The organism is Streptococcus infantis, from assembly GCF_047465525.1.
In the GTDB taxonomy this organism is placed as follows: Bacteria; Bacillota; Bacilli; order Lactobacillales; family Streptococcaceae; genus Streptococcus; species Streptococcus infantis_R.
On record NZ_JASGZS010000009.1, the window covers coordinates 13,687 to 37,603 of the forward strand.

Genomic DNA, 23,917 nt, shown 5'->3' on the forward strand with positions numbered 1-23,917 from the left:
TTTTTCTGCAGCAACTGCAATTGGAGTTTCATCAGCTGAAACTGGGTTTGCACCAGCTACACTTGCTCCAAATAAGACTGAGCAAGTACCGATGACTACAGAGCAAGTTCCAACGGTAAATTTTCGGATACTGTACACTCTTTTTCGATTCCAATGATCTTTTCTCATAAGATCCTCCTTATATTCGTAACCGCTTCCAATTTTATGTAAGCGCTCCACTTTTTCAGTAGTATTTTGCTTCTATTTTATAAAATAATATAAGAAACTTCAATACTGGCAGCATAAAAATCATACTTTTGATTCTTTTTTCTATAATTTGTAGAAAACTTTAAAAATCTGAATGTACATTTAGTGAATGATTTTACTAAAAAAGGCGGTGGGACAGAAATCGATAGACAAAGTCTCGATTTCGTAGTCCCAGCCCCGCGAGGATGATTAGGAGCTTTTTGGAGTCTAATACTCAATGAAAATCAAAGAGCAAACTAGGCAGCTAGCCGCAGGTTGCTCAAAGCACTGCTTTGAGGTTGTAGATAAGACTGACGAAGTCAGCTCAAAACACTGTTTTGAGGTTGCAGATAGAGCTGACGTGGTTTGAATTTGATTTTCGAAGAGTATAAAAGACGAACAGAAAGTTCAATCAGCTACCGCGTCAAAGTTTGATTGCTAATAAAAAGTGAGGTCGGGATCTTTTGTCCCAACCTCTTTTACGGACTATCAAACTGATATTTCCTATTAGATTATTGACTAGATTTCCCCTTTTCCAAAAGCTTGACCATCTCATTTTTACGTTCTTCAAGCTCGGCAATTTGCTGAAGCAAAAGCTCTGAAAAATCACATTCAAGCTCTTCAGTTTCGCCACTATTAAACCAATCTAGAGCTACTATATGATTGTCCTTATCAAAGCAGAAAATTACATCTCCATCACCGATGATAGACAGAAATGGAATATAGTCAACAAATCCTAAATCATGTAATTCCTTGGTTTTTATTCGAATGTCTAAGAAGTCTGGGATGCCATTGGCGATCCCCAAGACCTTGATACCTCGGCAGAAGGTCCAAAAAGGGGCTACATCGTAAGCCTTGGCTCTTGGCCATAGCTCTTCCCTGACTTCCATAAAGAGACCTCCCAGAGATGACATGGTGAATTCCCTGAAATCTTCTGGCAGACGAATGCCGTATTGATTTTCAAAATCCTGAACATCTTCTTCCGATGGTTCATTGCCCATGCAGGCGACAACCTGATAAGTTTCCTTATCATAGTGACGAAAATAATCATAAACTTCCTTGAGTGCCATTATTTTAATCCTTTTTACTCAGAAATAGTAACCACAAATCCAGCTGGCAAGATAACTTGTTGTCCATCTTCAAACTGGCAATGGCTCGCTAAATCAACTGAATCTCTGTCTAAAGTATATTTCTCAGGAGACTGGTTGAAGATGGCTTGAACTTCTTTCCCTTGGTAATTCCACTTCAAGGATAGGACATCTGGTTTCACTTCTTGCAAGCAATATGAACCATGCTGAATCATACTTGCCACTTCCTTACGGACTTGGATTAATTTCTTCATGAAATTCAGCATGTCATTGTCTTCAGACACACGCTCCCAAGGCATGACACGACGGCAGTCAGGGTCTGGTCCACCTATTAGGGCAAGCTCTGTTCCGTAATAGATACAAGGAGTCCCTTTTTGAAGGTAGAGGAAGGTTAAAGCAGCCTTGACATGTTGGAGATTGCCTTTGGCAGTTGTGAGGATACGCTCTGTATCGTGAGAATCAAGAAGGTTAAACATCACTTCTGATATTTGTTGCTTGTAGTACATTGACTGGCTTCTGATTTCTGAAATGAACTTCTCTGTCTTTTTATGCTGACGCAAGAAATAATCTTTGATACTTTCAGAGAGCGGGTAGTTCATGACAGCATGGAATTCGTCCCCTTGTAGCCAAGGCTGAGACGTATGCCAGATTTCACCTAAAATATACAAATCAGGCTTTTTAGCTAGAACTGCCTTTCTAAAATCTCTCCAGAACTGATGGTCAATTTCATTGGCAACGTCCAAACGCCAAGCATCGATTTCAAAATTTTCAATCCAATAAGTTGCAACACTTAAAAGAAATTTTTTGACTTCAGGATTGGCTGTATTTAACTTAGGCATATAGCTAGCAAAGGCAAAGGTATGATAAGGGAGTTGTCTTGGATTCTGAAGTTTATCCTCAGTAACCGGGAATTCTTGAATATGGAACCAATCTTTATAAACTGAGTTTTCTCCATTTTTTAGAACATCCTGCCATTGGACTGACTGGTTGCCAATATGATTAAATACTGCATCTAGCATAATCTTGATACCACGTTTGTGGGCTTCCTCGACTAGTTTACGAAAGACTTCCTTGTCTCCAAAGTGACGGTCAATTTCAAAATAATCCGTCGTATCGTACTTGTGATTGGTCGTCGCTTCAAAAATCGGACATAGGTAAAGTCCAGTGATTCCCAAATCTTTTAGATAGTCTAAATGGTCAATAATCCCTTGTAAATCTCCACCAAAAAAATCATCCATGTTAGGTGCAATGACAGCATCCCACTCTCGAGCTCCATCTGGAGTCAAACTAGGATTTCCATTAGCAAAGCGTTCTGGGAAAATCTGATACCAAACGGTATTTGAAACCCAGTCAGGAACCTGACAACCGTCAATTTCGTGAATATAAGGAAGCTTGAAACCATTTCCTTCCGCATCCAAGTTTTCTTGAGTATGTTCTACGCAACCCTTATCACCGTAAAAAACACCCTGACCTTCTTCATCAAGGAGTTCAAAGAGGTACTGAATCCGTGCAAAAGCAACCGATACTGTAACCTGCCAATAATCAAATAAAACATCCGAGGTTACTTTGGTCATCTCTTTCTTAGCTTCATACTTATCCTCAATAAAAATAAAGGGATCTCCATAGTGTAAGATGACCTGCTGAACATCATCTTTCTTGGTTCTGATTCGGATATGTAGCTGACCTTCTTTGTAAAGATATGCATACTCTGATTCTGGTCTATGATAAATAGCTGTTAATTCCATGTCTTGTCTCCTAAATAATCATCATCAACAAAAACGCAAACGTTTTCATAACTAACAGAACTAGTATACTATTTAAAGATCCGATTTGCAATTTTTATACCAGTTTTACGATAGATATATAGATGGACAAGGGTAAAATTGAGTAGACTCTTTATGAGCTTTAAAAAGAGAGTTTCCATGAACCGGAAAACTCTCCATCATTACGAATCAGATGATTAGAATAAATGCTATCTGATATCTTTAATCTTCTAAAATGAAAATTTCTTCAACATGTAGTTGTAGCAACCTTGCAATTTTCATTGCTAGTTCAAGTGTAGGATTGTACTTGTCATTCTCGATAGCAATAATGGTTTGTCGACTAACGCCTAATATTTTTGCCATATCTTCCTGACGTAGTCCTTCAGACTTTCTTAGCTGTTTGATATTATTTTTCATACAGCATTAGTCTTTCTGAAAACAATAAATGCCAATCGCCAAAACTACGATAAGGATAACAACCATCAAAATTACTCCTTGAACAAGTTTATTTGGTTCTTTAAACTCTTCATCACCACCAATCATTTTCTGTTTTATGGCAGTTTGTGCAAATCCTTGAACAGAAATAGATAAACATAAAATCAGACTTGGTAACATTTCAAGTTCAATGCCTTTTGTAATAGATTGATAAATATTAAATACTGTCCACCCACATAAGCCAAATAGAGCCGTTTTATAACCCCATTCCTCAGAACGTAGCTGAATCGCTCTGTCCATTTCATCCATTTTTCTCATAGTCCTGTTCCTCCAATCTGTCAAAACAATGTCAAGAGCTCTTTACATTTTTTATTATACTCTAAATCGATAAAATGTCAAGATGTTTTAACATTTTTAGGCTTTTTTATTTTCTTCTATTCTAAGAATATTTCTAACTCCGATTTACAGCCTAGTCAATCCGACAAAGGGCAAGTTCTTTTAATCCTATTTTATCTTGACTTCATAAGTTTCGACTATAGATATACTTTTAGTTATGTTAGACTCGAAGTTTATCCTCTCTTTTCTGCTTTCTTATCTCTATGATACCTTTAAACTATCTAATAAAGAATAAACTACCAGTATTTTCAGGGATTATTTTTGATAAACAACTCCTCCTAATTAAAGCAAAAAGCCATTCCTCAAGGGAACAGCTTTTTCACTTATAATTAAAGGTTTCCCCAGCCAACTTATCTGCTAACTTAGGAAAGAGGGTGTAAAACTTATGGGCTAGATTGAGTAAGATTGGGAGATTGAGCTCGCGTTTGTTTTTACCTATTGCCTTAACAATCTTTTGCGCGACAGCATCTGGTTCCAATAGAAAACGGTCAACCGACTTGAGGTAGGTCCCATCTGGGTCTGCCTGGTCAAAAAATCCTGTACGGATTGGGCCTGGATTGACCGTTGTCACATAGACACCATAGGTCATGAGTTCAAGTCGCAAAGCATTTGAAAAACCGATAGCCGCAAACTTGGTCGCAGAATATAGACTAGACTTAGCAGTCGCTATCAATCCTGCCATACTGACGATATTGATGATATGACCTTTTCGAATCTCCTTCATACGAGAAGCAACCAAACGAGATAGATTCATGAGAGCAAAGGTGTTAACCTCAAACATTTGATGAATATCTTGATTAGAAATCTTGTCAAAATCCTCAAAAATCCCATAACCAGCGTTGTTAATCAAAACATCAATCTTACCATAACGGAGATAGAGGTCAGCTACCAATCCTTCTAAGGCTTGACTATCGGTAATATCAATCTCAACCAATTCAGCCTGTGGATGATTTCCGTATAGCTGAGCTAATTTTTCTCTATTTCTACCCAGCAAAATCAATTGATCATTGGGCAAGAGTTTGACCATTTCTTGGGCTAGACCACCACTAGCACCTGTAATGAGAATCGTAGACATACTTTTCCTTTCTCGAGATTCTAGATTTCCACTTCTTCTAGGTCTTTAACCACATGGACGTTTTCAAAAATCGTTGCCGCATCTTTCTTGAGCTGGCTAATGTCTTTTGAAAGGAAGCGTGCACTGATATGGTTGAGCAAGAGTCGTTTGGCTCCTGCTTCTGTTGCAACCTGCGCAGCTTGCATATTAGTTGAGTGACCATGGTTGCGGGCAATCTTTTCGTCTCCCTTGCCATAAGTCGACTCATGGACAAGAACATCTGCATTGACACCAAGACGCACACTGGCATCTGTTTTTCGAGTATCTCCCAAAATGGTAATAATCTTACCAGGTCGCGGTGCTGAGATATAGTCTGCTGCCTTGATCTCGGTGCCGTCTTCTAAGACGACATCCTGACCGTTTTTAATTTTTCCAAAAAGAGGGCCGAATGGGACACCAGCAGCCTTGAGTTTCTCAGCATCCAAGGTCCCTTCTAAATCCTTTTGCATGATACGATAACCAACGCAGAAAATAGTGTGGTCCAACTCTTCTGCATAAACGGTAAACTTATCCGTTTCAAGGATTTTGCCAAGAGAATCTTGGTCAAATTCATGAAAATGAATCTTATAGGGTAGACGAGAACCAGAGACACGTAAACTAGTCAAGACAAATGACTTAATACCTTGGGGACCATAGATTTCCAAATCTGTCTGCTCTTCATTGGCTTGAAAGGCACGACTAGAGAGAAATCCTGGCAAACCAAAGATATGGTCTCCGTGCAAGTGGGTGATAAAGATTTTGCTGACCTTCCGTGGTCGAATCGTGGTTTCCAGAATGCGATTTTGCGTTCCTTCGCCACAGTCAAAGAGCCAAACTTCGTTAATCTCGTCCAAGAGTTTCAGGGCGAGACTTGAAACGTTGCGGGCTTTAGAGGGCTGACCAGCCCCCGTTCCTAAAAATTGAATATCCATTCGATACTTTCTAATTAATCAATATATAACATAGCGGTGCGGTTTTCTGAGCGATAATAAAATTTGCCAGAAAAAGCTCTAGCTTCTTGTAGCAAATCCTCTTGGCTGTAGCCTTTGAGTCGCTTTCTTCCATCTGCCAAGCTTTCCAAATCTGTCAAAGCTGTGAGATTTTCCACGCTAACAACTTCCTCTTCTCCGATTGCCTTCATATAAATTTTTCCAGACTCCTCAAAAACTAGCTGATGGGGAAAAATTTGCGCAATCTCAAAAAGCAAGCCATCCGTAATTGCTTCCTCATATTCAGAGAAAATGCGACCAAGACCTTCTTTCTCGTAGCAAAATCCAAAGGATTTACCAGATAGATTGAGGCGAATAAAGGGCTTGCTTTCCAAAGCGAAACTTGGCCCAGCATTATAGAGGTTCAGTTCTTGGCTGACTTCTGCAAAATAATCGGTCGCAGCCTCGGGGCTCTTTTTCTGGTAGAGCTCGGCAAAGTAGGCATTCACTACGCTGGGTGGAGGTGTAATGAGAGCTAGTTGCTCCTCTTCAGACCTACCAGCTAAAAATTGGTCCAGATAGACCTTGTCTAGACTTGTATAGCCACCATACTTGAGTGCCAAAGTTTTGATATCAGTCATAAAATTCCTCTAATCTCCATTTATTTTTCTCAGAAATGTAGCCTGTGATGACTTCACCGTCATCTTGGTAGTCACGTTCTTCGAGGATAGCAACACTTTCTAAATCATGAATCTTGTAAGACTTAGAAAAAGGCACGCGCAGAGTAAAGGCTTCAAAAATTTCCTTGATCTTATCTAGCAATAAAGCTTGCAACTGTTCTCGACTATCTTTAGACTTGGCAGAAATCAGTGCATACGGCGTTTGGGTAGGCGTGAAATCTTCCACCAAATCCGCTTTATTATAAAGGGTTAGGCGAGGAATATCCTCCATGTCCAAGTCTTTCATGATAGACAGGACCGTTTTTTCATGTTCCTCATGGTAAGGATTGCTGGCATCGATGACATGGACCAGTAGATCTACATGCTTGCTTTCTTCCAAGGTAGACTTGAAACTTGACACCAACTCAGTTGGCAAGTCTTGGATAAACCCAACGGTATCTGTCAAGGTTACCTGTATATTCCCCCCCAGATGGATGCTTTTGGTTGTCGCATCCAGAGTCGCAAAGAGCTCATCTGCCTCATACTGGGTCTTGCTAGTCAAGGTGTTCATGATAGTTGACTTTCCAGCATTGGTATAGCCAATCAAGCCAATCTTAAAAGTACTTGACTCCAAACGTTTTTCTCGAACTGTCGCCCGATTTTTCTCAACCACCTTGAGCTGGCGCTCGATATCTGTAATCTGGTTGCGAACACTACGACGATTAAGCTCCAGCTGGCTTTCACCTGGACCACGAGAACCAATGCCCCCTGCCTGACGGCTAAGCATAATCCCCTGACCAACCAAGCGAGGTAAGAGATACTTGAGTTGCGCAAGATGAACTTGAAGCTTTCCTTCATGACTTCGAGCTCTCATGGCAAAGATATCCAAAATCAACTGCATACGGTCAATGACCTTGACACCTAACACTTCCTCGAGGTTAACATTTTGCCGTGGTGTCAAACGGTTGTTGACGATGACAGTCGTGATTTCTTCTGCATCCACCATTTGAGCTATTTCTTCCAACTTACCAGAACCGACGAAGGTCTTGGAGTCGTATTTTTCACGTTTTTGTCTGTAACTATCGACTACGACTGCACCAGCTGTCTTAGCCAGACTAGCCAGCTCTTCCATGGAGAGGTCAAAATTATCCATGCCCTGGAGTTCAACACCAATCAGCAGGACTCGCTCCTCTTTTTTCTCCGTTTCAATCATTTAAAAACTCCTCAATCTGGTTTAAAATACGGTCTTTTACACCAGATTCTCCTATCTGATAAAAGGTCACCTGCATGCGATTACGGAACCAGGTTAGCTGGCGCTTGGCAAAACGACGGGTCGCCTGTTTGAGACTGTCACGAGCTTCTTCCAAGGACTGCTCTCCACGAAAATAAGGAAAGAGTTCCTTGTAACCAATGCCTTTAGTAGCCTGTACATCAGGATAATGATCAAATAACCACTTGGCTTCGTCTAGAAGTCCAGCTTCAAACATCAAATCCACACGGTGGTTAATTCGTTCATAAAGCTGACTACGCTCATCATCCAAACAAATAATCAGAGGTTCATACAAGGTCTCTTGATTTTCCAAGTCTTGACCAAAATGGGCAATTTCCAAGGTACGCATGGCACGACGACGATTAAACTGGGGAATTTCAAGGCCTGCTTGATCCACCAAATGGGCTAATTCCTCATCTGTATAAGGCTCCAAACTAGCTCGATAAGCTAAAATCTCCTCATGGGGAGTCTCTCCACCTAAATGATATCCTTCTAGCAGACTCTGGATATAAAGACCTGTCCCACCAGCGATAATAGCTAGTTTGCCGCGACTTTGAATATCCTCAATGACTGCCTTAGCTTCTGAAACAAAATCAAAAGCCGAGTAAGACTCGGTTACATCTCTCACATCAATCAAGTGATGAGGAACACTTGCCTGCTCCTCTGGACTAGCCTTGGCTGTCCCAATATCTAGTCCTCGATAGACTTGTTGGCTATCTCCACTAACTACTTCACCATTAAAACGCTTAGCAACTTCAATGGCTAGAGCTGTCTTTCCAACTGCAGTCGGTCCAACAATCACAATTATTTTTGTTTTCATCTTTTTTCCTTGAAAAATTCCCATTTTTTCGTTACTATTATTATATCACAAAAAGGTCAGTCAGAAAAATGCGACCTCTTGAGGTAGCTGGCTGATTTATAAGTTAAAGGAGGAATACTCATGGCTAAAGGATTCGCTAAAGGTCTTGTGACAGGTATTGCAGGAACTGTCGCTGCAGTTGCAGGTGCAGTATACGCAGTTAAAAAGAAAGTGATCGAACCAGAAGAACAAAAAGCAGCTTTCATCGAAGAAAACCGTAAAAAAGCAGCGCGTCGTCGCGTATCACGTTAAAAAACAAAAGAAGTTGGGATTTTTCTCAACTTCTTTTTTTCTATTCTTTTATACTCAATAAAAACCAAATAGGAATCTAGCCTAGTTTGAAGAGATTTCCAGAGAGTATTAAATAGCTAGGTCAAACTTCAACTGCGGCTTGACTGGATCATAGTCAATCAACTCAAAATCTTCTGCTTTAATATCAAAGAAGTTTGTCTTATCTGGTACATTCAAGACCAGACGTGGTTGGCAGTTTGAAGGCTCACGACGAAGCAATTCCTGAGCTTGTTCAAATTGATTGTCATAGATATGAAGGTTGTTGATAAAGTAGAAGAATTTCCCAACTTTCCAACCAAAGTGTTTAGCAATCATCATCTGAAGCGCCACATACTGCATGGCATTGATGTGGTGAGCCACCAGCATATCATTAGAACGCTGGGTCAAAGTCGCATCCAGATAGATATCCCCATCTACACGACGGACATCAAACATGGTCTGGAAGGCACATGGAAGAAGACCATCTGTCTCCTCAAAGGCCTGATAATCCCAAAGTGAGATGATATTGCGACGGTTCCAAGGATTGGCTTCTAACTGTTTGAGAATCTTGTTAATGATATCATGTTTCTTAACAACAGCCCCATAACGTTCCCCAATAGTCCCTGTATCTCCAACTTCCCAGTCATTCCAGTAGTGAACATTGTACTTGTCATTGAGTACTTCCAAACTATTGGTCTGGTCTTGGTAGATCCAAAGTACTTCCTTGATGGCTGATTTGATTGCGATGGGGCGCAAGGTCGTGATGGGAAATTCCCCCTTTGACAAATCATACTCCGCAAAAGCACCTGTGATGTACTTGGAGTTAGCTACTGTTCCATCCTTATACTTGGGACGAGCCTGTTCTGAAAAGACTCCTTCATTGAGAATTCGCTCGATATTTTCTTTAAAAATCGTGTCTGCTTTTGTCATTTACTCTCACCTCAATTATTGTCTTAACTAGTATAGCATAAAAAGGGCTTTTCTACCTGCTCAGCAAATCAATGGCCTTTTTATATTTCTTCAATCTTTCCCTATCCTTTGCAGTAATAGAAGGCAATCTCGATAAATCTGAATTATGTTTTAGATCAGCTAATTTGACTACTCGTGCTAGAGGATTTGTCTTTACAGTTTCCAAATATGCTTGATAATCTTGCATTGGTTTCTTTGTCAAAACCTGAACATCAGTAACAACTGTTTCTGGTAAACCAGCTTGTAATAGTTCTTCAGCTGAAACAGGACTATCCTCAAGAACATCATGCAACAAAGCAACTGCTTTTTCTTCTTCCGTTTGTACAAGACTGGCTACATAGATTGGATGTTCTATGTAAGCCACCCCTGCCTTATCCAGTTGCCCTTCATGAGCTTGCCTAGCAATAGACAAGGCTAAATCAACCATGGATTGTTCTACAGTATTCATCCAAAACTCCTCCTATCATTAGTGAGCTATTACTTTATTTTAACAACTTCAACTTAAAAAGAGCTTGATCAATATCCAAGCTCTTGATTCATGTGCATTATTGCAAGACAAGTGACGCAGCACCAATCACTCCAGCGTCATTTCCTAGAGTTGCAAGAGCTAGTTTAGTTGTTGTGCGAACTTGTGGGAAGGTATTTTCATCATAAACCTTTTGCACACCTTGAAGGAGGAATTCTCCCGCAGCTGATACACCACCACCTATAACGATTGTTGATGGGTTTAGGATTGAACCGATGTTGGCACATACAATACCCAAGTAACGTGAGAAGTTACGGTAAACGATCAAGGCAAGGTCATCTCCTTCTTTTGCCAAATCAAAGACAGTTTTAGCTGTTACTTCTTCTCCGTCATCAATCAAGCGTTTCAACTCTGCATCGCCTTCGTATTCATCTGCGTAACGACGAGTCAAGTTGACGATACCTGTCGCTGAAGCTACTGTCTCAAGACAGCCTTTCTTACCGCAAGTACATGCGATTGGTTGGTCAAAGTCAACTGTGATGTGTCCAAGTTCACCAGCAGCACCTGCAACACCGTGAAGCAATTTACCTTCTGCTACGATACCGCCACCAACACCTGTACCAAGTGTCATAAAGACAACATCTGGTTGGTTGTCACCAGCACCCATCCAACGCTCACCAAGAGCTGCCACGTTGGCGTCATTGTCGATAAAGAATGGAATCCCCAAGGCTTTTTCCATTTTTTCTTTGATTGGTTGAAGAGTTTTCCAGTTGAGGTTGTAGGCACCGATAACAGTCCCTTTTTCACGGTCAACCACACCAGGTGACCCCATACCAATTCCACGGAAATCTTCAGCAGACAATCCAAGCAAGCCCAAACGGTGTTGAATAGTTTCAATCATATCGTCTACGATATGGCTTCCTTCATCCAAAATGTTTGTCTTAATAGACCATTTTTCTTGGATTTCTCCTTCTTGCGTTAAAATAGCGAACTTGATAGAAGTTCCACCAAGGTCAATCCCAATAATCTTTTGACTCATCGTCTTCTCCTTATCCTTAATTGAAAATGCTTACAGTACTAGTATAACAAAATCTGCCAATCAGTGCAAAGGTTTGCATTAACTTTCCAGATTTTTTTCTATTCTATGGTTTCCACAAACCAGAAGCATCTACATAATAGCGTCCGCCATCCACTCGCTCATTCTTAGCCATTTTGCCATCTGATTTGAGATAGTAATTTCCTTGCCATGCATTGCGAGCATAAGATCCATCTGATTTCAAGTAATACCAGGCTTGGTAAGAAGAATCATAGACCCACTCACTCTGAGCCATTTTCCCATTTGACTTGAGGTAATATGCACCTTGCCAAGTATTATGCGCATAAGATCCATCTGATTTGAGGTAATACCAAGCTTTGTAGTAAGAATCATAAAGCCATTCACCCTGAGCCATCTTACCATCTGATTTGAGATAGTAACTTCCTTGCCAAGTATTGCGTGCATAAGAACCATCTGATTTGAGGTAATACCAGGCTTGGTAATAGTTATCGTATACCCACTCATTCTCAGCCATTCTTCCATCTGACTTGAGATAGTAAGCACCCTGCCAAGTATTTGTTACTGGAGTTCCATTTTCAGAAAAATAGTACCAAGATCCATTCTGACGAACCCAGCCACTTACAGCTGCTGCACTTGGAGCAGGTACTGCACTATTTGGTGCTACACTGTTGTTAGCTTGAGATGTACTCGTCTTTTTCTCTTTTAAAACTCCCTTTGGCGCATTCTTCGATTCACAGGCAATCCCATCATGATCTTTATCTAGAGTAGCAGAATACCCTGGTTCTCCCTTATGAATATCTGCATAACCATTCTCCCAAGCTTCCTTACAGCTTGAAAAATGGATACTTTCATCTGCAACAACAGGATGTAAAAACAGAGCAAGGACAGGTAAAGAAAATAGGCCTAGTTTTAATAGATGACGTTTGTTCATGATTTTTCTCCTAAAATTATAATATCAATCTCAATATTATTTTATCAAACTTGTTTCAGCAATTCAAGAAAACTTCTGGTTAATTCTGCAAACTCTTTTGGTTTTGCCTTATTCAAGACATGAGGGCCGTCAGGGATGATCTCAAACTGAGAATCTGGCATCAGTTCTTGAATAGCTTTCATTGAACTGAGATTAGGCTTATCCTGACTACCACAAATTAACAAGCTTGGATAGGGACAATTCCGTGCAATCTCTCTTAAATCAAGTGTTTTTAATTCTTCGGAAACTCCAACCATAAGAGCCTTATCTGCCCCCTGCTTCTCATATATCCTCTTAGGAAGCAATTTAAATATCAGCAACTGTATGTAAAAAGGAATGTTACCTGCTAATTTCAGTGGACATCCTGACAAAACCAAGGCCTGAAGATATGGTAGATCATAACTTGAAAGCTCCAATGCAAGTGCAGCCCCTAAAGACAAACCGATTAAGACAAAAGGTTCTGTCTCCTCTGATAAGTGCTGATAAATGCGCTCTTTGGCTTCTTGATAAGTCCCAACTCCAGTAGGAAATAACTCTATGGCTTCAGAAGGATAATCTGCCAGTAAATCCTGAACTTCTTTCCAACTATCTGCTGACTGACCTAGGCCATGTAAAAATATAAGTTTCATTTAGTTCTCCTGTAATGATAACTCATACAAGCCCCTGACTGCATTGCATCCGTATACAGTTTCTGCTCGCTTCAAATCTTCTATGGTTAAGACCTTCTCTTTTACTTGTTCGCTTTCAAGCAAGTGTTGACGATAAGTTCCTGGTAACAGACCTAGCTGACTAGGAGGTGTATAGAGCTTACCATCCATTTTCAAAACCAGATTGCCAATAGAGGTTTCAAGCAATTTTCCATCAACAGTGTAATAGATGATTTCCTGCTCTCCCATTGTCAAATGTGGTCGGTGTGTCGTCTTAAAGTAGGTAAAGGCCTGCTGCAAATCAGCTTCTTGCAGACAAAGTTTAGCCTGACAGAAGCTAGAACTAAGTGGTGTCAATACTTGTCGATCAATGTCTATTTCTCCAGACTTATTGAGACTGATTCGCAAACGGTAGTCTTGATGGAGGTCACAAGCTTGACACACTTCCTCTATCTTTTGTCTCAAACTATCTTCATCAAATGTAAAGGCAAAATAACGACTAGCCTTTTGCAGTCTTTCCAGATGTTGATTTTCAAAGAGTAATTTCTTCTGACTGATTTTCCCTGTCGTTATTAATTGAAAACGAGGCTGTTTTCGGTAAAGAACAGCTGCCTTTTGCTGGACTTCACGGTATTCTGACTCCCAAGTACTATCCCAAGTGATGCCACCGCCGACTCCATAGATGGCTCGATCTCGATGCAGTTGAATGGTTCGAATAGCTACGTTGAAAATCCGTCTACCATTGGGAAGTAAGAGTCCAACAGTTCCACAGTAAACTCCTCTAGCTTGTGGTTCCAAATTCTTGATAATTTCCATAGTCGCTATCTTGGGAGCTCCTGTGATAGAACCACATGGAAAGAGTGAACGGAAGATTTCTACTAGGTCAATATCTGGTCGTAACTGACTCTTGATGGTCGAAGTCATCTGCCAAACCGTTGAATACTGTTCCACCTGACATAAACGTTCCACATGCTCACTTCCCACCTCAGACAGACGATTCATGTCATTACGCAAGAGGTCAACTATCATCATATTTTCTGAACGATTTTTGGGATCCTGCTCCAACCAAGCTGCTTCTTTCAAATCTTCAGCATCAGTCAGACCACGTTTAGTCGTCCCCTTCATAGGACGAGTTGTCAATTCACGATCATTTTGTTCAAAAAAGAGTTCTGGACTCATGGAAATCACTGCCATGTCATCATGCTCTACGTAGGCATTGTAGCCTGCCTCCTGCTCCACCACCATACGATTGTAGATAGCAAAAGGATTAGCAGACAACTCCTGCTTGAGTTGAACCGTATAATTGACCTGATAAGTATCGCCCTGTCGTAAATGATGGTGAATCTGAGCAATCGCCTTTTCATAGTCCTCTGCAGATGTTACTTCCTGCCAGTTTGATGGCAAAGCCACCTCCTCATAAGTCAGAGGAATGCTAGATTTTTCAACGCTGTCATGAATAGTGAAATAGAGGAGATACTCTCCTAACAAGGGACCTGAGTGAACCGCCAACTTCTCCTCAAAAGCTGGCGCTGCTTCATAACTAACATAACCCACCACATAATAGTCCTGTTCTTGGTAGCTTTCCACTTGAGCTAACAAGTCTGTTACTTCTGCTAAATCTCTGGTTTTTAATTCTTTGATAGGCTGGGTAAAGGTGTATCGCTCGCCCAAAGCCCTGAAATCAATCACTGTTTTTCTATGCATATCCTAAGTATACCATAAAAGCCAGACCCCAAACAGGAGATCTGGCAATTTTATTCTTTGAGAATGATAAAGTAGATTTCACTTCCTTAGCAAATCTAAAAACACACTCTCTTTTATCTATCCTTTGGGAAAGAGTTCAGATGAAAAGGCATCTGTAACCTGCAATAGTTTCTGGAAGACTTTTTTCTTCAGGGCTACTGTATAGTTGGCAACTGAACCACCATACTTAAAGTTTCGGTAATCCGTTTCTACTGCTTGGTCAAACAAGTCTTGCAATTTCTCATAAGAATCAATTTGCTGACCATCAATTTCAAAACTATGGATTCCTCGTTTTGCCTTAGCAATAATAGCGTCAAACCAAGCCTTCTTCCATTCTTCCAAGTTCTGGAACTTGCCTTTCGAAACCTTCTGGATAATGAAATCATCCCCAAGGGTGTCACGTCCCTCGCTTAAGGCTTCATCTTTGTATTTATTAGAAGCATAGCCTAGGAAACCATTTTCGTAGCCATAATAACCCCACATACGGAAGGCATTATGCTTGAAGGAGATGGCTCCTGGAGCTCCCTGACTTGTATTTCCACCATAGATAGCATCCACCATCTTGACATTGACATAAGCTGTCTTGAGTTCTTCTGGTCGGTAAGTTCCCTGATAATGCCTATTGGTGATGATGTTATGTTTGATTAAATCATCCACAGAATTTAGCTGAGTCTTGGCTTCCTCATCTGTCAATGGACGGACATAGTCCCACTGGTTTGGAGCAAGGAGTTTATTATCCTGGTCCTGATAGCGCATTTGCTTGGTCATCTTGCTGAACCAAGCCTTCTTCAAAGCCAGATCATTCTTAGCGAGAACTCGTTCCCCTTCCAGATAATCTAGAAGCATCAAGGCCTCATTATAACCTTTCATGTAGTGGTCAATCTACTGGCGTGTTTGCAACTTGGTTGGATCAGGATTGTACCATTGATCCCCATCATTTGGTCGCATGTATGCCATATTGAGCCCGAGAGCGCCATATTCACCCTGATGGCCTTCACCTTACTTGTTTTCAAAATCAAAAATTTTCAGGAGTGATCCCAACACGTTCGATTAAATTGCCAGACCTCATTTTTCTTTTATTAAAAAGAAAACTATTTTAAAAGACATTCTACTTCTAAAATCCAAACTCTACACTTCTTATGAATTAAAATATATTTCTAGTAAACTCTTTTTAATAATTTCAAGATCACTCAACATAATCCAACAAATAGCCATAGCCCTTTTCTTCCATTTGATCCTTAGGAATAAAGCGAATGGAGAGACTATTGATACAATATCGTAGCCCACCCTTTTCTGTAGGTCCATCTGTAAAGACATGTCCTAGGTGAGAATTCCCTGTTCGACTTCTGACTTCTGTTCTGACCATATTGTATGACTTGTCTTCCTTATAGGTCGCAACATCTGGACTGATCGGCTGGGTAAAACTTGGCCAACCACAACCCGACTCAAATTTATCTTTCGAAGAAAAGAGAGGTTCGCCAGTCGCAACATCCACATAAATACCTGCTTCAAATTTATCCCAGTAACGATTTGAAAAGGCACGTTCTGTTTGACCATTTTGAGTCACGGCATACTCCTCTGAAGACAAAAGTTTTTTCAATTCATCGTCGCTCGGTTTTGGATATTGACTTGCATCAATGACCGGATAGGCTGCCTGATTGACATTGATATGGCAATATCCATTAGGGTTTTTCTGGAGATAGTCTTGGTGGTAGTCCTCAGCCACGATAAAATTTCTTAAGGCTTCCTTTTCAACCGCTAGAGGCTGGTCGTATTTCTGAGCAACTTGGTCAAAAACTTGATTGATGACTTCTAAATCTTTCTCATCTGTATAGTAGACTCCTGTTCTGTACTGAGTCCCCACATCATTTCCCTGCTTATTCTTACTGACTGGATTGATAATGCGGAAATAATGAAGCAAGATCTCTTTTAGAGAGATTTGATTAGCATCATAGGTCACATGAACAGTCTCAGCATGCCCAGTTTGGCCGATCAATTCATACTGGGTTGTTTCTCCTCTACCATTTGCATAGCCCGAAACAGCATCTGTCACACCCGCTACTCGCGAAAAATACTCTTCTACTCCCCAGAAACAACCTCCCGCTAGATAGATATCATGTAAGTCAGCATCTTTACTTGGCTCAGTTTTTTTCTTGGCCTTTTGTCCTTGACTAACTGCTGCCTTCTCGATTTGAGTGGTATCTGTGTAGCTTGCGCTCCTTTTTTCCAAAAGAAATAAAAATCCAATAATAATGCAAATGATGATTCCAATGAATACAATTATTTTTAATTTATCATTCATGATGAGCCTCTAATCTATGCTTTTTAGCGTCTGTAAAATAGTTTCCTTGTCCATAAAACCTGGCTGGGTCTTGACTAGTTTGCCTTCTTTATCGATAAAAGCCTGAGTCGGATAAGAACGAACTCCGTAACTCGCTAAAAGTTGTCCCGAAGGGTCTAACAATACTGGTAAATCTTTATAGTCCAAGCCCTGATACCATTTCTTGAAGCCTTCTTCTGCTTGCTCGCCTTTTTGACCAGGAGAAACGACTGTCAAAACAACATAGTCATCGCTTTCTTCTTTAGCCAGCTCATCGGTATCAGGTAAACTAGCTAGACAAATAGAGCACCAAGATGCCCAAAATTTGAGATAGACCTTTTTACCCTTATAATCAGATAGATGATAGGTTTTCCCATCAACTCCCGTGAGTTCAAAGTCTGTAACTGCTTCTCCGTTTTTTGCTACCTGAGAGCTAACTTGCTCTTGTTTGTCTCCATTTTGTTTATCAGCCTCGCTTGTTGTCTGATTTTTACAAGCTGATAGACAAAGAAAACTAGTGCAGACCAATGCAGTTGCTTGCCATTTTTTCATCTTCATCACCTTCCTTGTTTATCATATGAATATAGATATTGACTTTGTAGTTCTATTATATACCTACCTTGCTAAAAATACTTAGAATCTGTTTGGAAAATCATTAAACTTCTTGATTACAAAAACTCCCACCTGCTAAGCAGATGAGAGCTTTGAATTATTTAAAGATTGAAGTTTTAAAGCTATCTGTTTGTTGAAGAAGTTTCTTGAAGACTTTTTCTTTCAAAGCAACAGTATTGTCAAATTTAACAGATCCGTTATTTAGAGTAGCCTTATCTTTATCAACTGCTTCAGCAAATGCGCGTTTCAAGTCTTCATAGCTATTGTATGTTTTACCATCAATTTCAATAGATTGAATTCCATTTTTGGCACTTGTCACAACTTCTTTGAAGTAAGCTTTCTTCCAATCTTCAAGATTATTGAATTTTCCTTCAGAAATCTTGTTAATGATGAAGTCATCACCTAGAGTAGCTTTACCAGCTTTTTTAGATTCAGCTTTTAGCATATTAGATGCATAGTTTAAGAAGCCTTTTTCGTAGCCATAGTAACCCCAGATTCTAAAGGTATTGTGTTTAAATGACATCGCTCCAGGAGCACCTTCACTTGTATTTCCGCCATAAATACCAGACATCATTGGAACGTTCACATAAGCAGAATCAAAGTCAGTAGGATTATAAACTCTGTTACCTGGACCACGGTTAGTCATAAAGTTATTGGTTACTAAGTCATCTACTGTACGCAAAGGAATAGCTTTTTCCTCATCACTTAAAGGTCTAACCTTATCGAATTGGTTCTTGGTGTTATTTCCTCGGTATTGCTTATCAACCTTCTTGAACCAAGCATTGTTTAAATCTTGATTTGCTTTATCGAGGACAGCCTCCCCTTCAAGATAATCTAGAAGCATAAGAGTGTCGTTGTACCCCTTCATATAACGATCAATTTCGTCACGAGACTTCAGATCATTTGGATTTGTGTTATACCACTGATTTCCATCATTTGGACGTTCATAAGCCATATTGAGACCTAGGGCTTTATATTCACCGTTTGGATTTGACACTGATGGAGTTTGCAACATTCCTTGTGCAAATGCTTCAAGATCTGTTCCTTCACGGTGTCTTGAGCCACCTAGATAAACCATTCGGTCATTGACGTGAGTTGTTTCGTGAGTAAAAGCAGAAACTCCAAAATCACTAATCATGTCCGTCACCATAAAGAAGACAGAGTCATCTTTGTATGGATTTGCGTAAACACGAGCAGTTGCTCCCATACGCCAATCAGTCGCATGGTAACGATCGGTTGGTCCATACAATTCGCGAATTGGAGCTACATCTTTACCGCTATTAGTATGCCCATAACGGTCTGTGCTGATACCTTTATAGTTTTGGTTATCCAAAACTGGTGTTGGTACCATGTTGTTGCTCTTCAAAAGTTGATTACGGACCTTATCTAAAGATAAACGGGACCAGAAATCCAAATAATTCTGCTGCTCTTTAGCGACCTTATCAATTTCAGCTTTGAAGGCATTCCGTTCTGCTTCAGTATACTTACCATATTTCTCAAAGGAACTATAAGCCAAGGTATTATAGGTTGAAATTAAGAACATATGAGCATCTTTAAGATTCAAAAGTGGCAAGATCATCTTACCGTGCATATCATTGTTTAAACCTTCGTAGGCTCTATGTTTCTTATCTGCAAAATCAGGATTTGTTGTTTTTGGTTCCACGATATAGACATTATCTTTAGTTGCTTTAATGAACCAATCATTTAGATCTTTGTCTTCTGTGAATAGACGCATATTATAGTCTAAGAAACTGTTTAACTCGCCTATACCGATAACTCCACCAATAGTTTCGCGATAAGCTTCTAAAGTTCTATCACCTTTAATGTTATTTTCTTTGGAACCAATCTTGATCAAGAAGTCTAACACACTTACATTTTTACCATAGAAGTCTGGTTTGAACAACATGAGCTGCTTGATATTGAAGTTATCAAACTTAACTCCGTAGTAACGATTGAGGTAAGACAAACCAAGAAGAACAGCAGCCTTATTGTCATCAATCTTCTTGATCAAGGCACGTTTAGCAGCTTCATCTGTGTTTAATTGATGATCTTCATTTTCAACCAACTGTTTGACAAATTTAGCCAGGTTATCCTTGACTTCTTTGAAGGTTTCTTCCAGGTAAAGGTTCTTAATGGCATTGACTTTATTTGGACCAGTTCTACCTAGGTGTGTGTAGATAGGGTCTGATTGTAATTCTACTGGGCTTAATTTTTCAACGATAGCATTGATAAGATCGCTACGGTCTTTATCAACGATATTAGGCGTGTAAACAACTTCTCCAAGTTCAGCAATGCTGTACTCTTTCACTTGTTTAACCTTAGATTCTTTCAGCTCAACAGTAAAGATGTCTTTAGTCTTATCACCATAATGAACCATAATATGGTCAGCATCAGCTAATTCTGTCACAAAGGCATTGCCCTTCATAGCAGTAACAGATAAGACTTCCTTGGTCAAGAGAGGACTACCTGCAGCAAGTTTATTTCCTTGGTCTACGATCCACTCTTTATTGTAGAATGGTTGTAATTTTTCGATATTACGGTAGGCAAGTTCACGAGAGGCGTCGTAGCCAATGATAGTTTTGTATTGATCGGCTTTGTTGATAATGTTATTGAGTTTGTCTTCAACAGGTTTCGTGCTTTCAAATTTATCAGCAGTGATTCCCATTGCTTCAATTTTCTTGTCAGCTTCTTCTTGTGAGATGCTAGGAATCTTACGAGAATTGTTGTAAGTTTTATTCCCCTCACTTACCCCCTCAACACTGAAGTTACGTTTTGTTCTTGAATAGGTGAAGTAATCATCAGCGTCAATATCAGAGTGACCGAACACCATTTCACCAGTTTTGACTTTCATCATAGTGATGTTGTCTTCAATAGCACCCAAGGCCCAGTTAGTACCGAGTAAGCCACCAGATTGAACAGCTTCTTTCAACTCAATAGAACCTTTAGCAACTGAATTTCTGAGAACACCTTCTCTACCTAGTGTATTATTATCTCCACCATTTTGAGAAGAATAAACTAATCCCGCAGCTTTTGCTTTATTACCAGTAATTTCAGCATCAACGTAAGCTTTTTCTACGATACCTTTCCAGTTTTCACCTAGAACACCTGCTAAATACCAACCTTTGTTTCCAGCAGCGTGAATCTTACCGATAAAGGCAACATTACTTACCTTACCACTACCATCAATTTTATTGATAATACCAGCTACATCGTTGCCCCCGACAACATTACCTGTTACTTTAACATTTTCGACAGTTGCATTATTTTTGATAATACCTGCGATTGGTGCTACTCGATCAAATCCAGGCATGTCAATGTTGACATTTTCAAGCAAGAGATTCTTAACAGTACCACCTTCGATGTTACCAAACAACGGTCTCGTAATGTTATGGATAGCAAATTTATTACCTTCTGTACTTTCCAATGTTCCCTTGAAGGCATTGGTTACATAAGACTTGCCAGCTGGTTGCACGTTACTTGCATTCATACTGCTACCTAGCTTAAAGGTACCAGTAGGATTGTCCTGCATGGCTTTTACAAGATCACTGAAATCGTAATAAACATCACCTTCATGAGCTTTTGGCTTAGCAAAGTAATGGACATATTCTTCTGCAAACTGATTATTTGCATTGCGTTGGACTAGGTCTGGTGCTTTAGCAGTGACTTTGAACAAGTCTTTACCATCAACTGTGACTTCTTCAATCTTATCAACTGCAAGTTTTGTCACCTTGTTATCATGAGTTGTCACTTTCAAGTAATAAGGTTTCACATCTGATGGTTTAGCTGACAATAGACTATTATCAATTTCTACACCTTGGTCATCAACACTGATAAGGCTGGTTTCCTTGATGTTTTTGACTTCGACTTTTTTGAGATCAAGTCGCAGTGGTTCTTCCGCAAGAACTACTTCTTCGTTCCCATTTCCACGATCGTAAACCATCTTGGTCGCAATCTTGTAGTCCTTGTAGTATTTCAAGTTTGTAAGATTTGCAGTCAGGTCTCCCTCAGACATATTGACTGTTTGAAGGCTAGTGTCTCCGTCTTTCAAAACAACTTCAAGAGATTTAATGGTTACACCTGTTGGTTTGACCAATTGGTAACGAACCTTGGCACTACGCTCTAATTCTTCTTTATCTATATGAGTGAGGGTCAACGTTGGCTCAGTCAGGATTTGATCACCTTTTTTGATGATACGATCTTGAACTGCTTCAACAACTTTCTCTGAAATCGTTGGAGCATCTGCAGTTTTCACGCCCTTAAGAGTCTTATAAACTTTGGTAATCTTTTTCTTACCGTTTTGACCAGCTTGAACAACAACTTCTGTTCCCTTCGGAAGAGTGCTGTCTACTTCTGTTCTTGTCTCGAAAGGAATTTCTTCAAATGAAACTTCTTCAACTTGACCTTCAATAGCCTTGGTACCACGACTAATTTTTTCATTTACTGCTGCCTTAACAGTTTTTGTACTCGTGCTGATTGGGTCCCCAACTTTTTGACCATTGACAGTCTTATAGACACGGTGAATCAGCTGACTTCCTACTTGACCATTTTGAATCACTGTTTCTTCATCAGTGTAGCGGTTCGCATCTGATACATATTCGGTTTCATACGGAAGGACCACCGTTTCTGTTTCTGTAACCGTTCCTTCCGTTATTTGATAAGCTGGATTCTCTGGCTGTACAGGAGCTTCACCCACGTGGCCTTCTTCCTGCGTGCCTTTGGCACTAATCTCACCTGTGTAGGCTGGGTTTTCTGGTTGAACTAAGGATTCACCTTCGTGGCCCTCTTCTTGCGTGCCTTTAGCACTTTCTTCAGGTTTATAAGCTGGGTCTTCTGGCTGAACTAGAGATTCACCTTCGTGGCCCTCTTTTTGAGTTCCTTTAGCGCTAATCTCACCTGTGTAAGCTGGTAATTCTGGCTGAACTAAAGACTCACCTTCGTGACCTTTTTCTTGAGTTCCTTTAGCACTAATCTCACCTGTGTAGGCTGGTTCTTCTGGTTGAACCAGAGACTCACCTTCGTGACCTTTTTCTTGAGTTCCTTTAGCACTAATCTCACCTGTGTAGGCTGGGTTTTCTGGCTGAACTAAAGCTTCGCCTTGGTGGCCCTCTTCTTGAGTTCCTTTAGTACTAATCTCACCTGTGTAAGCTGGCAATTCTGGTTGAACCAAAGCTTCGCCTTCGTGGCCTGATTCTTGCGTGCCTTTAGCACTGATCTCACCTTTATAAGCTGGCAATTCTGGCTGAACTAAAGACTCACCTTCGTGACCTTTTTCTTGAGTTCCTTTAGCACTAATCTCACCTGTGTAAGCTGGGTTTTCTGGCTGAACCAGAGATTCACCTTCATGGCCTGTTTCTTGCGTTCCTTTAGTACTAATCTCACCTGTGTAAGCTGGCAATTCTGGTTGAATCAGAGATTCACCTTCGTGACCTTTTTCTTGAGTTCCTTTAGTACTAATCTCACCTGTGTAAGCTGGTAATTCTGGTTGAACCAGAGATTCACCTTCATGGCCTGCTTCTTGCGTTCCCTTAGCAGTAGCAATTTGCTCTGGTTGGTCTTGGAAATCTGATTCTTTAAAGTAACCTACGTATTCGTATCCTTCGATCTGAATGACACCTTTGGCTAAGTCCTCTTGACTACTTGCAGCAATCGTTTGGTTATAAGACACTAAGATTTTATTCTCAAATGCTTGAGCTGACTGAGGGATAAAGTAACTACCACCTAGAGCTCCGATAAAGAGAAGGCCAAGCATTTTATTGCGGTGTTTTTTAGACATCACCACAACAACCATAGACGCTGTTGCAAAACCAAGAGTTGCCAGTGCCAGCTCCTTGCTTCCAGTGTTCGGCAATTGTTGAGAATTCACTTCCTTCTTTCTGTAAACAAGATAGACAACATCATCTTGCTTTAAATCAGAAGGGAGTTCGTGATGGATCAAAGCTTTTTCTGCTTCTGTCAATTCTTGTTCAGCCAAATAACGGTAATGAACTTGGTTGGGTGTTGCCACTTCGTTAGCTGAAACAGTTTCAACTAAAAAGTTATTTGCCCCCAAAAGAAATGTCCCGATAACCGCAGAACCGACACCAACCGAGAACTTCCGAATAGAGTATTTGATGACTCTTTCAAACTGCATTTTTCTAGTATTCATT

At 40.2% G+C, this 23,917-nt stretch carries 21 protein-coding genes and 1 pseudogene; 2 read left to right on the forward strand and 20 right to left on the reverse strand.

The window, feature by feature from the left end:
* Window positions 1-168, reverse strand: a pseudogene (locus tag QM374_RS04570) (YSIRK-type signal peptide-containing protein); the annotation flags it as partial.
* Window positions 169-463: 295 nt separating this feature from the next.
* Between QM374_RS04570 and QM374_RS04575 the strand changes: the two are divergent.
* Window positions 464-595: a hypothetical protein gene (locus QM374_RS04575; protein WP_414311003.1), complete on the forward strand. Its 132-nt coding sequence runs from the start codon at window positions 464-466 to the stop codon at window positions 593-595.
* A gap of 142 nt (window positions 596-737) precedes the next feature.
* On the opposite strand, the gene QM374_RS04580 is transcribed toward QM374_RS04575, so the two are convergent.
* The 9 genes from QM374_RS04580 to miaA all read right to left on the reverse strand — a co-directional run bounded on the left by QM374_RS04580 (window position 738) and on the right by miaA (window position 8,678).
* A complete protein-coding gene (locus QM374_RS04580; RefSeq protein ID WP_414311004.1) occupies window positions 738-1,295 on the reverse strand; it encodes an SMI1/KNR4 family protein in 558 nt (185 codons plus the stop codon).
* Window positions 1,296-1,309: 14 nt separating this feature from the next.
* A complete protein-coding gene (locus QM374_RS04585) occupies window positions 1,310-3,058 on the reverse strand; it encodes a glycoside hydrolase family 13 protein (RefSeq protein ID WP_414311005.1) in 1,749 nt (582 codons plus the stop codon).
* 240 nt (window positions 3,059-3,298) lie between these two features.
* The gene (locus tag QM374_RS04590; RefSeq protein ID WP_033584559.1) at window positions 3,299-3,493 is read right to left on the reverse strand and encodes a helix-turn-helix transcriptional regulator; all 195 of its coding nucleotides are present in this window, start codon (window positions 3,491-3,493) and stop codon (window positions 3,299-3,301) included.
* A gap of 6 nt (window positions 3,494-3,499) precedes the next feature.
* Window positions 3,500-3,829: a hypothetical protein gene (locus tag QM374_RS04595; RefSeq protein WP_049548896.1), complete on the reverse strand. Its 330-nt coding sequence runs from the start codon at window positions 3,827-3,829 to the stop codon at window positions 3,500-3,502.
* A 397-nt stretch (window positions 3,830-4,226) separates the two neighbouring features.
* Window positions 4,227-4,982, reverse strand: a complete 756-nt coding sequence (locus QM374_RS04600; protein ID WP_414311006.1) for an SDR family NAD(P)-dependent oxidoreductase — start codon at window positions 4,980-4,982, stop codon at window positions 4,227-4,229.
* Window positions 4,983-5,002: 20 nt separating this feature from the next.
* Window positions 5,003-5,932, reverse strand: a complete 930-nt coding sequence (gene rnz / locus QM374_RS04605; protein ID WP_414311007.1) for a ribonuclease Z — start codon at window positions 5,930-5,932, stop codon at window positions 5,003-5,005.
* A gap of 14 nt (window positions 5,933-5,946) precedes the next feature.
* Entirely contained in the window at window positions 5,947-6,570 is a 624-nt protein-coding gene (locus tag QM374_RS04610; RefSeq protein ID WP_414311008.1) for a cystathionine beta-lyase, read from the reverse strand.
* Window positions 6,563-7,801: a GTPase HflX gene (gene hflX, locus QM374_RS04615; RefSeq protein ID WP_414311009.1), complete on the reverse strand. Its 1,239-nt coding sequence runs from the start codon at window positions 7,799-7,801 to the stop codon at window positions 6,563-6,565. The genes QM374_RS04610 and hflX overlap by 8 nt, the downstream gene beginning before the upstream one ends.
* Complete coding sequence (miaA, locus tag QM374_RS04620) at window positions 7,794-8,678, reverse strand: tRNA (adenosine(37)-N6)-dimethylallyltransferase MiaA (protein ID WP_414311010.1); 885 nt, start codon at window positions 8,676-8,678, stop codon at window positions 7,794-7,796. The genes hflX and miaA overlap by 8 nt, the downstream gene beginning before the upstream one ends.
* 120 nt (window positions 8,679-8,798) lie before the next feature.
* Here miaA and QM374_RS04625 point away from each other — a divergent pair, with 120 nt between their 5' ends.
* Window positions 8,799-8,969, forward strand: a complete 171-nt coding sequence (locus QM374_RS04625) for a DUF3042 family protein (RefSeq protein ID WP_049526232.1) — start codon at window positions 8,799-8,801, stop codon at window positions 8,967-8,969.
* A gap of 108 nt (window positions 8,970-9,077) precedes the next feature.
* Here QM374_RS04625 and QM374_RS04630 read toward each other — a convergent pair whose 3' ends face one another.
* The 10 genes from QM374_RS04630 to QM374_RS04675 all read right to left on the reverse strand — a co-directional run bounded on the left by QM374_RS04630 (window position 9,078) and on the right by QM374_RS04675 (window position 23,916).
* Window positions 9,078-9,917, reverse strand: coding sequence for a thymidylate synthase (locus QM374_RS04630; protein WP_414311011.1), 840 nt, complete (start codon window positions 9,915-9,917; stop codon window positions 9,078-9,080).
* Window positions 9,918-9,969: 52 nt separating this feature from the next.
* A complete protein-coding gene (locus QM374_RS04635) occupies window positions 9,970-10,404 on the reverse strand; it encodes a GTP pyrophosphokinase (RefSeq protein WP_315639717.1) in 435 nt (144 codons plus the stop codon).
* 97 nt (window positions 10,405-10,501) lie between these two features.
* Window positions 10,502-11,461: an ROK family glucokinase gene (locus QM374_RS04640; RefSeq protein WP_414311012.1), complete on the reverse strand. Its 960-nt coding sequence runs from the start codon at window positions 11,459-11,461 to the stop codon at window positions 10,502-10,504.
* Window positions 11,462-11,564: 103 nt separating this feature from the next.
* A complete protein-coding gene (locus tag QM374_RS04645; RefSeq protein WP_414275795.1) occupies window positions 11,565-12,410 on the reverse strand; it encodes an excalibur calcium-binding domain-containing protein in 846 nt (281 codons plus the stop codon).
* A gap of 44 nt (window positions 12,411-12,454) precedes the next feature.
* The gene (locus QM374_RS04650; protein ID WP_153225318.1) at window positions 12,455-13,078 is read right to left on the reverse strand and encodes an alpha/beta fold hydrolase; all 624 of its coding nucleotides are present in this window, start codon (window positions 13,076-13,078) and stop codon (window positions 12,455-12,457) included.
* A complete protein-coding gene (gene pabB, locus QM374_RS04655; protein ID WP_414311013.1) occupies window positions 13,079-14,800 on the reverse strand; it encodes an aminodeoxychorismate synthase component I in 1,722 nt (573 codons plus the stop codon). It abuts the gene before it with no gap.
* A 117-nt stretch (window positions 14,801-14,917) separates the two neighbouring features.
* Entirely contained in the window at window positions 14,918-15,709 is a 792-nt protein-coding gene (locus QM374_RS04660; protein WP_414275794.1) for a ZmpA/ZmpB/ZmpC family metallo-endopeptidase, read from the reverse strand.
* A gap of 316 nt (window positions 15,710-16,025) precedes the next feature.
* Entirely contained in the window at window positions 16,026-17,141 is a 1,116-nt protein-coding gene (gene msrB / locus QM374_RS04665; protein WP_315639731.1) for a peptide-methionine (R)-S-oxide reductase MsrB, read from the reverse strand.
* 9 nt (window positions 17,142-17,150) lie between these two features.
* Window positions 17,151-17,711, reverse strand: coding sequence for a TlpA family protein disulfide reductase (locus QM374_RS04670; protein ID WP_315639734.1), 561 nt, complete (start codon window positions 17,709-17,711; stop codon window positions 17,151-17,153).
* A 157-nt stretch (window positions 17,712-17,868) separates the two neighbouring features.
* Window positions 17,869-23,916 (reverse strand): ZmpA/ZmpB/ZmpC family metallo-endopeptidase, encoded by a 6,048-nt coding sequence (locus tag QM374_RS04675; protein ID WP_414311014.1) that lies wholly within the window; start codon window positions 23,914-23,916, stop codon window positions 17,869-17,871.
* Window position 23,917 lies beyond the last annotated feature (1 nt).